The 12,631-nt window shown below is 46.4% G+C and carries 14 protein-coding genes and 1 pseudogene; 12 read left to right on the top strand and 3 right to left on the bottom strand.

The genetic code is table 11. The features are described 5' to 3' along the window. Positions 1–606: 606 nt before the first annotated feature. Both pflA and pflB read right to left on the bottom strand, forming a co-directional pair. Positions 607–1,356, bottom strand: a complete 750-nt coding sequence (gene pflA / locus DYC63_RS05250) for a pyruvate formate-lyase-activating protein (protein WP_115218273.1) — start codon at positions 1,354–1,356, stop codon at positions 607–609. Between the two features lie 67 nt (positions 1,357–1,423). Beyond that, positions 1,424–3,721 carry a formate C-acetyltransferase gene (gene pflB / locus DYC63_RS05245; protein ID WP_115218272.1) on the bottom strand — a complete coding sequence of 766 codons (2,298 nt, stop codon included), beginning with the start codon at positions 3,719–3,721 and terminating at the stop codon, positions 1,424–1,426. 290 nt (positions 3,722–4,011) lie between these two features. On the opposite strand from pflB, the gene DYC63_RS05240 reads away from it, so the two are divergent. From DYC63_RS05240 to DYC63_RS05205, 8 genes are all read left to right on the top strand, one after another. After that, positions 4,012–5,832, top strand: coding sequence for an SLC13 family permease (locus DYC63_RS05240; RefSeq protein WP_115218271.1), 1,821 nt, complete (start codon positions 4,012–4,014; stop codon positions 5,830–5,832). A gap of 44 nt (positions 5,833–5,876) precedes the next feature. Then, a complete protein-coding gene (locus DYC63_RS05235; protein WP_115218270.1) occupies positions 5,877–6,584 on the top strand; it encodes a phospholipase D family protein in 708 nt (235 codons plus the stop codon). Positions 6,585–6,668: 84 nt separating this feature from the next. After that, positions 6,669–7,088, top strand: coding sequence for a CDP-alcohol phosphatidyltransferase family protein (locus tag DYC63_RS05230; RefSeq protein WP_115218269.1), 420 nt, complete (start codon positions 6,669–6,671; stop codon positions 7,086–7,088). 5 nt (positions 7,089–7,093) lie between these two features. Beyond that, positions 7,094–7,396: an IS630 transposase-related protein gene (locus DYC63_RS05225; RefSeq protein WP_112863885.1), complete on the top strand. Its 303-nt coding sequence runs from the start codon at positions 7,094–7,096 to the stop codon at positions 7,394–7,396. Further along, on the top strand, positions 7,357–7,932 hold the full coding sequence (locus tag DYC63_RS05220) for an IS630 family transposase (protein WP_115217960.1): 576 nt from the start codon (positions 7,357–7,359) through the stop codon (positions 7,930–7,932). Before DYC63_RS05225 ends, DYC63_RS05220 begins: the two co-directional genes overlap by 40 nt. A 42-nt stretch (positions 7,933–7,974) precedes the next feature. After that, the gene (locus DYC63_RS12880) at positions 7,975–8,187 is read left to right on the top strand and encodes a hypothetical protein (protein ID WP_218564554.1); all 213 of its coding nucleotides are present in this window, start codon (positions 7,975–7,977) and stop codon (positions 8,185–8,187) included. Beyond that, entirely contained in the window at positions 8,184–8,840 is a 657-nt protein-coding gene (locus tag DYC63_RS05210; protein ID WP_115218268.1) for a lysophospholipid acyltransferase family protein, read from the top strand. Before DYC63_RS12880 ends, DYC63_RS05210 begins: the two co-directional genes overlap by 4 nt. Then, complete coding sequence (locus DYC63_RS05205) at positions 8,837–9,790, top strand: phosphatidate cytidylyltransferase (protein ID WP_115218267.1); 954 nt, start codon at positions 8,837–8,839, stop codon at positions 9,788–9,790. The genes DYC63_RS05210 and DYC63_RS05205 overlap by 4 nt, the downstream gene beginning before the upstream one ends. Positions 9,791–10,027: 237 nt before the next feature. Here the strand turns inward: DYC63_RS05205 and DYC63_RS05200 are convergent, their stop codons facing one another. Beyond that, positions 10,028–10,903 carry an IS982 family transposase gene (locus DYC63_RS05200; protein ID WP_115217505.1) on the bottom strand — a complete coding sequence of 292 codons (876 nt, stop codon included), beginning with the start codon at positions 10,901–10,903 and terminating at the stop codon, positions 10,028–10,030. A 141-nt stretch (positions 10,904–11,044) separates the two neighbouring features. Here DYC63_RS05200 and DYC63_RS12875 point away from each other — a divergent pair. The 4 genes and pseudogenes from DYC63_RS12875 to DYC63_RS05185 form a co-directional block, all read left to right on the top strand. Further along, positions 11,045–11,122 (top strand): annotated as a pseudogene (locus DYC63_RS12875) (NADH-quinone oxidoreductase subunit B); the annotation flags it as partial. A 59-nt stretch (positions 11,123–11,181) separates the two neighbouring features. Further along, positions 11,182–11,577, top strand: coding sequence for a GFA family protein (locus tag DYC63_RS05195; RefSeq protein ID WP_064649318.1), 396 nt, complete (start codon positions 11,182–11,184; stop codon positions 11,575–11,577). Positions 11,578–11,639: 62 nt separating this feature from the next. Then, complete coding sequence (locus DYC63_RS13730; RefSeq protein ID WP_115218266.1) at positions 11,640–12,095, top strand: helix-turn-helix domain-containing protein; 456 nt, start codon at positions 11,640–11,642, stop codon at positions 12,093–12,095. Further along, positions 12,080–12,625 carry a transposase gene (locus DYC63_RS05185; RefSeq protein WP_172459427.1) on the top strand — a complete coding sequence of 182 codons (546 nt, stop codon included), beginning with the start codon at positions 12,080–12,082 and terminating at the stop codon, positions 12,623–12,625. Before DYC63_RS13730 ends, DYC63_RS05185 begins: the two co-directional genes overlap by 16 nt. Positions 12,626–12,631 lie beyond the last annotated feature (6 nt).

Raw genomic sequence — 12,631 nt, 5'->3', positions numbered from 1 at the left:
TGAAAAAGTATTACGGCGTTGGCTCGCCTTGCCGTACGCTCTTGTACTGTCTGCGGCTCGCCGCCTTGAACTACTTTTTCACTTCTCCGACTATAGCAAAGCGCATACACTGCTTACTTTTTAAGCAGAAAATTTTTATTATTGCTATTTCATTCGTCTAGCAAGATTTACACAGCTTTTCCTGCCCTATGCACAGCATTATTGTGTTTATTGCGCGATACTGCCCCCGCCGCTATATTCTCATGCAGCAAAATATGGCGTAAAAACAAGACGGCTTTTGACTGCGCATTTTTTAATCAGCACAGATTTATTGCAAAGGCATAATGGACTTAGCGAGCTATGCACAGCTTTTTCCCTTTCTCAGACACAAGACTTGTGCATTTGAGGGACAAAACATGTTTTACTGGCATCTGCCTTGCGGTAATAGGGAAAATCTCTTGCAAAAACAATAGGGATTTTTGCTGTGTATTTTTTGAGCATTACAGATTTATTGTTGCCCTTTGAGTGTCTTAAGCTGCTTTCCCACAGGCTGTTCCGCTTTATGCACACAGGGATTGTGCAAGATCGTGGATAAAAAATCGCCCCGCATTTGCGAGGCGATTGCAATTAGAAAAATGCCTTTTTGCCGTATTGCGCCAGTATGCCTTGAATGCGTTGCAAGGTTTCTGCGGGCGGCGGCAATACGCCTTGTAATTTGTAGGTATCGCCGAATAATGCCCATTTATGCGCGCCCAGTTCATGATAGGGTAGCAGCTCGACTTCCAGCACGTTTTCCATCGGGGCGATGAATTCGCCCAAGAGATGGGCGGTGGCATCGTCATCGGTATACCCCGGCACAACGACCAAACGCACGCGCACACTTTGCTTGCGCTCGGCTAGGTATTGCGCGAATTTCAGGGTTTTATCCACATGCACGCCGACCAAGGCTTTATGCCGCTGCGGATCGATTTGCTTTAAATCGAGCATGACGAGGTCGGTATGATCGAGCAAATAGTCCAGTTTTTCATCGTAGAAACGCGCATAGCCGTTGGTATCGAGGCAGGTATTCAGCCCTGCGGCGCGGCATTGGGCAAACCATTGTCCGATGAATTCATATTGCAGTAGCGGTTCGCCGCCGGAGGCGGTTACCCCGCCGCCGCTGGCTTTAAGATAGAAGCGATAACTCATGACTTCTTTCATCAATTCCGCAACGGTAACGATTTGGCTGGTGTCGCTTTGCAAAGGCCAGCTGTCGCGGTTATGACAATAAAGGCAGCGCATCAGACAGCCTTGGAAAAAGGCGATGTAACGCAAGCCCGGCCCGTCGACCGCTCCGCAGGTTTCTATGGAATGCAAGATGCCTTCTGTTTGCACGATGTCCTCACTTTTGAAAAAAAGAAGCTGAGGTTGTCCCCAGCTTCTTGTTTAATGTGATCAGCGATAATTATAAACTTTTTGTGAACGTTCGGGTAATCACGTCTTGTTGCTGCTCACGGGTCAATGAATTGAAGCGCACCGCATATCCTGAAACGCGGATGGTCAATTGCGGATATTTATCCGGGTCTTCCATCGCTTCTTCCAGCATTTCGCGATTCAGCACGTTGACGTTCAAATGTTGTCCGCCTTCGATACCGGCGAAGCTGTCATTTGCCGCTTCATGGTGGAAGTAACCGTCCATCAAACCTGCCAAATTGCGGCTGCGGGTTTGCTCGTCTTTTCCTAAGGCACTGGGCACGATAGAGAAGGTGTAGGAAATACCATCTTTCGCATAGGCGAATGGCAATTTCGCTACCGAGGTCAAGGAAGCTACCGCACCTTTCACATCACGACCGTGCATCGGGTTCGCGCCCGGTCCGAAAGGCGATCCTGCCTGACGACCGTCAGGGGTAGTACCGGTTTTCTTACCGTAAACCACGTTAGAAGTAATGGTTAAAACGGATTGGGTCGGAATGGCATTGCGATAGGTTTTGAGTTTGTTCAGTTTCGCCATGAAACGCTCAACCAAATCGCAGGCAATTTCGTCCACGCGGTCATCGTTATTGCCGAATTGCGGATAATCACCTTCGATTTTGAAGTCAATAGCGATATTGTTTTCATCGCGAATCGGGCTCACTTTGGCATATTTAATCGCTGATAATGAATCCGCCGCTACAGACAAACCGGCAACACCGCAAGCCATGGTGCGAATCACATCGCGGTCGTGCAATGCCATCAATGCCGCTTCGTAGCTGTATTTATCATGCATATAGTGAATGATGTTCAGCGCGGTCATATATTGCTTTGCCAGCCAATCCATGAAGTGATCCATTTTTTCCATGACCACATCATAATTCAAGACTTCGTCCAAAATAGGCTCGGTTTTCGGGCCGATTTGGGTTTTCAGTTTTTCGTCCATACCGCCGTTGATTGTGTATAACAAGGTTTTGGCTAAGTTGGCGCGCGCACCGAAGAATTGCATTTGTTTGCCTACGCGCATCGGGCTGACACAGCAAGCGATGGCATAGTCGTCGTATTCAAAGTCCGGACGCATCAAATCATCGTTTTCATACTGCACGGAAGAAGTGTCGATCGAAACTTTCGCGCAGAAATGTTTGAAGTTTTCAGGCAGAGCTTCCGACCACAGAATCGTCATATTCGGTTCTGGAGAAGTGCCCATGTTATACAGGGTTTGCAAGAAGCGGAAGCTGCTCTTGGTGACTAAAGTACGGCCGTCCAAGCCCATACCGGCGATAGATTCGGTCGCCCACATCGGATCGCCTGAGAATAATTGATCGTATTCCGGCGTGCGCAAGAAACGCACCATACGCAGTTTCATCACCAAATGATCAATCAATTCCTGTGCTTGCGATTCCGTGATTTTGCCGGCTTTCAAATCGCGCTCAATATAAATATCCAAGAAAGTCGATACGCGACCAAAGGACATCGCAGCGCCGTTTTGCGATTTAATCGCCGCCAAATAGGCGAAATACGTCCATTGAACGGCTTCTTGCGCGGTTTCCGCAGGGCGGGAAATATCAAAGCCGTATTTTGCCGCCATTTCTTTCATCTGACCCAAAGCGGTATATTGATCTTTGATTTCTTCTCGCAGACGAATCACTTCATTCAAATCATTACCAGCTTCCAAATCCTCTTGCAGAGAATTGAATTGCGCGACTTTATCCTGCATCAGGCGGTCAATACCGTAGAGCGCGACGCGGCGGTAGTCGCCGATAATACGTCCGCGACCATAAGCATCCGGCAAACCGGTTAAAATGCCCGCTTTGCGGCAGCGCAGAATATCCGGCGTATACACATCAAACACGCCTTCATTATGCGATTTGCGGTATTTGGTGAAAATCTCGCTGACCATCGGATTGAGCTTGCGACCGTAAACCTCGCAGCTGTTTTCCACCATGCGCAAACCGCCGAAAGGCATAATTGAACGCTTCAAAGGCGCATCCGTTTGCAAACCGACAATGGTTTCCAAATCTTTTTGAACATAGCCGGCTTCATGCGAAGTGATGGTAGAAACCGTATAGGTATCAATATCATAAGGCGCATGGGTACGGTTTTCGACCTTAATCATTTCCGCCACTTCCGCCCATAAGGTATTGGTGGCTTCTGTCGGACCGGCTAAGAAATCGGCATTGCCCTCATAAGGCGTGTAGTTTTTCTGAATAAAATCACGCACATCAATTTCATTTTGCCAATTACCGGCAACAAAACCCTGCCATGCGACCGGAGATTCTGGAATATCTTTCATAACATACCCTCTGTTTCTAACAAATAAACTAAAAATTTGATGGTTTTTATTTTATCTTTTTTTGCGCGGCTCTGCAAATCGAATCTGTGCAACCTGATGAAAATTCATTAAGATATAAATTGATAAAGCAAAAATCATTTTGAAAACGTATTTTTATTGTTTGGCAAAATTACGCCCATATGTTTTTCTATTCTTCAGACAATCCCTGATTTTCCGCATCGGCATTTGTCTGCACGCATAGAAAAAGAAAATGCTAAAATTTTAATAAATAATCGGCAAGGAGCGCCGCCATGAACGCTGAGATGTTATTTGTTTTTGCCTTATTCGTATCAACCATTATTATTTTTTTAAGCGATCGTTTCCGCATGGATATGGTGGCATTGGGCGTGGTGGTCGCGCTTGGAGTTTCCGGCATTCTCACGCCGCAGGAAGCCGTCAAAGGTTTCGGCGATAACATCGTCATCATGATTGCCGCCTTGTTTGTGGTCGGCGAAGGAATTTTCCGCACGGGCGTGGCAAGCGCCATCGGCAATGTGATTGTGAAGCTGGGCGGCAAAAGCGAAGTGCGGCTCTTATTGGTGCTGCTGCCGGTGGTTTCCCTGCTCTCGACCAGTATTTCTTCCACCGGCACGGTCGCCATTTTGATTCCGATTATTCTCAATATGGCGCGCAAAGCCCAGCTGCACCCTGCCCGCCTGCTGATGCCGGTGGCATTGATTACCCTTGTGGCGGGCACGACCACACTCATCGGCACGCCGCCGAATATCATCGTCAGCGAAGAACTCAGCAAGGCGGGACGTGCTGGCTTCGGCTTTTTCGATTTTACCACCATCGGCTTTATCTTAGTGGCGGTATCTTTAGTGTATGTCTTTACGCTTGGGCGGCTTTTATTGCCCAAATATCCGCTAGACGGCAACAGCGGCACACACAGAAGCCTAGCCGATTTTACCGCCCGCTATGAATTAGACGGGCAATTGCACAAACTCTACATTGCCAACGACAGCCCCGTCATCGGGCGCACGATTACCGAACTCAGCCTGCGCAGCGGCTACAACGTTACCCTTTTTGCCATTGCGCGCAAAGGACGCCTTGCCAGCGAATTCGTGCCGGCAATGCTCAACACCCTTATTGAAGCCAACGACGTGCTGTGGCTTTACGGACAAGAAGCCGACATCGCACGCCTGTGCCAAGAACAGCATCTGCGCGCCCAAAACTATATGCCCTCGGAAATGCAGCGCATTCAGCACGGCTTCGGCTATATGGAACTACTGCTGCCGCCCGATTCGGCCTTCATCGGCATGACTCCGGCAGAAGCCGCCTTCCGCCGCCGCTACGGATTAAACAACATCGCCCTGCGCCGCATGGGCAAAGTCCTCGCCACCCAATATAATGAAACGCGACTCGAAGCCGGCGACCAACTTCTCTTTGCCGGCGCATGGTCGCATATCCAAGCCATGAGCAGCAATCGCGATTTGATTATCCTGCAAACCCCTGCAGAAATGGACGACGTCGCTCCGCATGAGAAAAACGCCCCGCTTGCCGTGATCATTCTGCTTGCCATGATTGCCGCCATGGCATTTAATTGGCTGCCCAATGTGATTGCCGCCCTGCTCGCCGCCATGCTGATGATTATGGCGGGCTGCGTCAGCGTCAAAGAAGCCTATCAATCCCTCAATGAAACCAGTCTGGTGCTGATTGCCGGCATGCTGCCCCTGGCACTGGCCATGCAAAAAACCGGCGGCATGGATTTTGTGGTCAATGCCATGCTGGATTTCTTCGGAGAAATGAGCGGCATCACCTTGATGATACTCATCTTTGTGCTGACCAACATCCTCAGCCTCTTTATCTCCAACACCGCCACCGCCGTATTGGTCGCGCCCATCGGCATCCAAATGGCGCAGCAATTGGGCATTGCCCCCGAGCCAATTATGCTCAGCATGGCAATCGCCGCTTCCACCGCCTTCGCCACCCCGATTGCCAGTCCCGTCACCTCGCTGATTGTTGCTCCCGGGCGTTACCGCTTCAGCGACTTCGGACGCGTAGGGCTGCCTTTGCAATTCTTACTCCTAATCATGACCGTCATCATCGTACCCTTATTTTTTCCCTTTTGATAAGCTTCTTATACAATAAACGACTTCGCTAAAGAGAGGTAACTATGGCAAAATTTTTAAACACCAGCGGCACATCTTATTATTTGGAAGAATTGATAAAAAATGCGCGCGAACGTTTGTTTCTCATCAGTCCTTATCTCAAACTTAATGAACGCATCAAAGAATTTTTAGAAGACAAAGACCGCTTAAAAATCGACGTGCGCATCGTCTATGGCAAAAGCGAACTACAACCCGCCGAAGCCAATTGGTTGAAAAAACTCAATTACGTTCGCACCAGTTACTGCCCTAATCTACATGCCAAATGCTATATCAATGAAGATGCCTGCATCATCACCAGTCTGAATTTATATGAATACAGCCAAATCAATAATAATGAAATGGGCGTATATATCAGCCGCGAAGAAGACCATAGCGTATATCAAGATGCCTATGCCGAAGCTCAACGCATTATTCGCATCAGTGATGAAGTCAAAATCTCACTAGATGTCGTCGATAAAGACCGCCCCGTAGGCGAACCTGCCGCAACAGAGGAAAACAAATCGCCGTATCAGGGACTAAGCGCTGCAAAACTGGCAGATAAATGGCAAATCGGCACTGCAGAATGTAATCAAATGCTTTGCGATATGGGCTTGCAGACACAGGAAGGCAAACACTTTCATTTGACAGAAAAAGGTAAAGAAGCCGGTGCGATTCTCAAAAAAGGACGTTTCGGTTGGTTTATCGTCTGGCCCGAAGATCTAAGCTTACCGTAAGTGCGATTCAAATCCTCAATAAACAGACAAGTGCGTATTTCATCACTATAATGCTCGCCCTTTATCAACCATAAAGACCTTAGAATGACTGAAAACCGTCGTCCGATCAGCTCGCGCGAGCATCCGCTCGTGCAAAGAATCGCCGCCGCTTTGGCGCGTCACCGTCGCATCAGCCCCAATCAAATTTCCCTGCTCAGCATGGTTTTTACCGCCATCGGCGCTACTTTGCTGGTATTTTTTCCCAATCCCTTTACTTTTATCTGTGCCGCTTTGACGGCGCAAATGCGCTTATTATGCAATTTGTTTGACGGCATGGTCGCGGTCGAAGGCGGCTGGAAAACGCCGGTAGGCGAAATGTTCAACGAATTGCCCGACCGCGTATCCGACAGTCTGTTCTACATCGCCTTGGGCTATGCCGCGCAATTGCCTTGGCTGGGCTATCTCGCCGCCTTATTTGCCGTCGGCACCGCCTATAGTCAAGGAATCAAAAAACAGTTACACTAAAACTTATGGCATACTCAAAAGATTACAGACAAATGATATTGAACAAGCTGGCATCAGGTCATAGCTACAGAAAGCTTGTTGAAGAATATCGACTCAGCGCAACAACTATTCAACGTTGGAAGAAAAGCATAGAACGCAAGAAGTACGAACGCAAACCGGCAAAAATCGATAATGAAGCTTTAATGGCTGACGTCCAAGCTTATCCTGATGACTATTGCTATGAACGGGCAAGACGCTTTAACTGTAGCGACAGAGCTATTGCCATAGCATTAAAACGTGTCGGCATTACTCGAAAAAAAAGACCTTAATTCATCCGAAAGCAGACAAACAACAGCGCCTATTATTTCTTAAGCAGTTAGCGGCATTTGAAGCTGAAGGCAGAACCCTCATTTACTTAGATGAAAGCGGCTTTAAATCTCATGACAACAGAGCTTACGGCTATTCCCATAAAGGCTGCCCTTGTTTAGAAAAGTACAACTGGCAACTCAAAAATCAAAGCAATGCTATTGGGGCAATACATAAGAACAAGTTGTTTGCGGTAGGACTTTACGATTGCAGTATTAATAGTGATGTATTTCATTGTTGGGTAGAAGAATTGCTGTTAACACAATTGCCTGAAAACAGCGTCATTATTATGGACAATGCCAGCTTTCACAAAAGACAGGATACCCAACAGCTTATCGCAGATGCGGGACATCATATTTTATGGCTGCCGCCATACAGTCCGGATCTGAACCCAATCGAGAAAATGTGGGCTTGGCTTAAACGTAAACGCAAGGATTGGCGATTAAATTGCATCGATAAACTATTCTTTTACTTCCTGTGGATTTGTAACTCTTTTTGATTTCCTTGACTATATATCCGCGTATTCGGCGGCAGCCTCGGCTTGGCGCAAAGTTTTCGCGGGCCTTTTGCCAAACAGCAGCGTATGGCGGTATTTACCCTTGCCTGCCTATGCGCCGCATTCTTAGCTATCTGGGATAAAGCCGTTCTGCCTCTGCAAATCGCCGCTTGGCTGATTGCCTTAGGCAGCGCTTTAACTTGCCTGCTGCGCATTCGCGACATCGCCCTTGCCTTAACACGAAGAGCCGCCCCATGAATTTCATCAAACGCCGCCTTGCTTGGCTGACCGACCAAATATTATGCCTGTTCATCTCCTTTCTTACCGGCGTGCGCCCGAAAAGCGAAAGGGAAATTCCCTCCATGCCGACCCATGCCACCGTGTATTACGCCAACCATGCCAGCCACGGCGATTTCCTCCTGATTTGGGTCTCGCTGCCGCGGCGTTGGCGCAAACACGTCCGCCCTGTTGCCGGTGCGGATTACTGGCTGAGCAATCCGATTAAACGTTTTGTGATTACCTATGTATTTAACGGTCTTTTGGTCGCACGCGACGGCAACAATCCCCAAGCCAGCACCGAAAAAATGCAAGCCGCCCTGATGCGCCGCCAATCCATCATCATCTTCCCCGAAGGCACGCGCAATACCGATGAAAACTGCACCCTACAGCCCTTCAAATCCGGCATTTACCATCTGGCAAACCAAGTACCGCAGACCAATTTCGTCCCCATGTGGATAGAAAACATCAACCACGTCCTGCCCAAAGGTAAAGTTCTACCCGTGCCTTTGCTCTGCCAAGTGCATATCGGCGAACCGCTGACCATCCGCCCCTATGAAGGCAAAGAAGAATTCATCGCGCGCTGCCACGCCGCACTGCTTGCCCTCGCCCCTCAACATAAGGAAAACGCATGATGCTCGCCACCGACTCCCTCCTGCCGCAAGTCTCGCACATCTTTATCGGCTTATTTTTGATTTTGCTCTGCGCCAGCTTTATCGGCATCAGGCTTAAAAACCGAAAAGGCAATACCGCCACCATCGCCAATCTCAATGCGCGGATTTACGCTTGGTGGCTGATGAGCATCGTGCTGCTACTCGCCTTCTTTTTCGGCAAATTCGGCACGATAGTTTTGTTTTATCTCATCTCATTCGCCGCCCTGCGCGAATTCATGACCCTCGTCTATCGCCGCCGCGCCGACTATTACAGCATGCTGTGCTGCTTTTATCTTCTGCTGCCCATTCAATATTATTTCGTGTTTTCGGAATGGTACGGCATGTTTTCCATCTTCATTCCGGTCTACGGCTTTCTATTCCTGCCGATTGTCGCCAGTCTCAGCGGCGAAACCTCGCTTTTCCTCGAACGCACCGCCAAAACCCAATGGGCGGCAATCGTCTGCATCTTCTGCCTCTCGCACGTCCCCGCCCTGCTTTTTCTGCAATTGGAAGGCATCAATCCCAATAGCAACATCATCTTATTGATTTTCCTGATTACGATTGTCCAAGCCAGCGACGTCTTGCAATACATTTGGGGCAAACTGATTGGCGGTGCAAAAATCATGCCCGCCCTCTCGCCCTCCAAAACCATTTCCGGCACCGTCGGCGGTATCGGCTCCGCAGTCATTTTTGCCATGCTGCTCTCGCCGCTGACGCCCTTCAGCCTTTGGCAGGCCGCGATTATCGGCTGCGCCGTCTGCATCATGGGTTTTCTGGGCGGCTTGGTGATGTCCGCCATCAAACGCGACCACGGCATCAAAGATTGGAGCAATCTTCTGCAAGGACACGGCGGCATGCTCGACCGCGTCGATTCCATCTGCTTTGCCGCGCCGATTTATTTCCATATCCTGCGCTATTTTTGGAAGGGATAACTTACAAATTGTAAAATAATTTTTCTTATTTTTAGAAAAATTTAGTCAAATACATCTGTTTTTTCAAAGTACATAAACACTCTATAATTTCCCCTAATATCAGGGGAGATTATCAGCAGATTATTGTTTTAGGGTCTGTTGAGCATTCATATCTTAAGCCATTGATAAGCAAAGGATAAAGCCACATTATTTTCAAAGTTTCTTTTTAGCTTAACCTGAGTTCGGGATAAGCCACCTCTATTTAGCAGCCGCCAAAGCATTCTTCCCAAACATCTGCGGCTTATACGCAAACAAGCAATATGCCGTTAATCCAGAAATCAGATTCAACAAAAATCCCTTCTCTAAACGATGGCGAGTATGTTCAATTTGGCATAGATTCTTTAACTGATCAAAAATCGTTTCAACAACACATCTTTGTTTTAACAACCTTTTTTGTTCAGGACTTTGGGGCGGGGATTTCATATTCTTTTTCTTGCCTGTCAGTAAAGTGATGTTGTATCTCTTTTCTAAGCAATCGCTTAACTCTTTGCTGATATAGCCTCTATCCCCAACCAACAATCCAAATAGTTTGTTTGCCATTTGTCGTAAGCCTTTACGGTCATCAACATTGCCTGGCGTTAGGCAGAAATTGACTAGCTCTCCTACATGATTAAACACTGCATGAAGTTTAAATCCATAGAACCAACCCATGCTGCTTTTGCCACGTTGAGCAATGTTTTTAAACACTTTATGCCTATGAATTCGACGATTGTGACAAACAGATAAGATGGTGGAATCCACGATACTGATGCCTGTACATTTCCCCATTTGAGTACTGAGAAAAACCAACATAGCAGGTAATGCACGTTGTGCTAATTCGATAAATCGATTGTAGCTTGGCATGGTGGGGAATGCTGTTTTCCAAATGGTTTTAATTTGCCATAGATAGTAGCTTTTGGAATCACGTATGCGGATATGATGGAAATAGATCCATACGGTAATGATTTCGGAAGTACTGATAGAGGCTTTTCGGTTTCTGCTGTTGGGTTTGCTGATGAGTGTGCGGTTAAAGTCTGCTTCAAATGTTTTACAAAAATCATCTACTTGGCAGAAAAGTGTTGTAAGATGTTCCATGTTAAAGGGCTTTTGTAATGGTTTGTTTTGTCAAAACAGTAGATTATCACAATTGCTCTTTATTTTTTAGTGGGGTGCTTATCCCGAACTCAGGTTATCCCTAGTGAACGCGATGAGTTATTTGATAAATTAAAAGAAGGGGTGTATCAGCCGATGATGATGCCAGAGCGAGATAGAAAACAAGCTGACCGCATTGCGGTAAAAAATCTTAGAAGTTAAGATGATGCGTTTTAAATCATAATTTAAAACATTAACTGTTAATCCAAAAAGGAAAATCCATGAAAGCTCAATGTTTATGTAAAGCCGTTACCATTGAAACAGCGGACAATCAAGAAATTCACGCTTGCCATTGCAATAACTGCCGTAAATGGGGCGGTTCGGCAGGTTTTACGGTAATGGTGCAGAGCATAAAAACCAATGATACCGACCACATCAGCACTTATCAGAGTGCTGAATGGGGTGAGCGAGCATTTTGCAAAACTTGTGGCAGTCATCTGTATTTTCATCAGTTTGGCACGGATAATTATTATGTTTCGGCAGGATTGTTTGATGAGGTGGATTTTAAATTGAAATCACAAATCTTTATTGATAAAAAAGCGGGCTATTATGAGCTTGCTAATGACACGCCAAAATTAACAGAAGCTGAATTTATTGCCATGGTAACAGGCGAGTAATAAGTAATCCGACAAATTAATATTATGATATTATCAACTACCCATTATAACACTAAACACAAATAAAAATCAGCACCATTGAACTAACAGACACTCAAAAACAAGCACTTGAGCAAGGCTACAAACTAGGCGAAACAGCAGTCTATCGACAACGATGTCATCTCATCCTACTCAAAAGCCAAGGCTACAAAGCTAAAGATATAGCCAACATACTAGACACCAACATCCAAAGTGTCTATAACTGGGTCAAACGCTACCGAGAGCATGGCATACAAGGACTACAAACCAAACTAGGACAAGGCAGAAAAGTCATACTCACCCATGAGCATGAACAAATCGTCAAAAACTGCATCAATCAGGAACGCCAACGGATCAAACTCATCATGGACGAACTGACTGAACAAACAGGTAAACAATTTAGCCAACGCACCCTTGAGCGTTTTTTAAAAGTATTGGCTACACCTACAAACGCATCCGAATGCGACCAAAAGGGCAATTTGCGATGCTTGAAAGCTTAAACCAAAACAACCACATCGACCTATACTACGGCGATGAAACCAAAATCAGTCAAACAGGCTATGTACCCTATGGTTGGCAACACAAGGATGAAAACATCAGCATTCCTGTGCAACGGGGTAAAGGTATTAACTGTTTTGGTCTACTCTCAAGAACCATGCAGTTTCATTACCAACTAAGCGAAACGAATATAACGGCTAATGATATACTTACCTTTATTGATGAGATATCATTAAAAATTAACAAATACACGGTACTTGTATTAGATAATGCCAGAGTCCATACTGCCAAAGTGCTTCAAAAGCGGTTAAAGATTTGGCAACAGCGTGGTTTGTTTATCTTTTATCTACCCCCTTACAGTCCACAGCTTAATATTATTGAGCGTTTATGCAAAGAGATAAAACAAGGCTGGCTTAGACCGTGTGATTATGTCGATTTCGATTCACTGCGTTACGGTGTAAATCGTGTTTTTGCTAATATCGATTCAACGTTAAACTTGAACTTTAAACGGTTTAATAATGTAATTATTTAATTTTGT

Origin of the sequence: Suttonella indologenes (assembly GCF_900460215.1) — a bacterium.
GTDB classification, from domain to species: domain Bacteria; phylum Pseudomonadota; class Gammaproteobacteria; order Cardiobacteriales; family Cardiobacteriaceae; genus Suttonella; species Suttonella indologenes.
The sequence above is the reverse complement of the archived record's forward strand: the minus strand, read 5'-3'. Positions and strand labels throughout refer to the sequence as shown.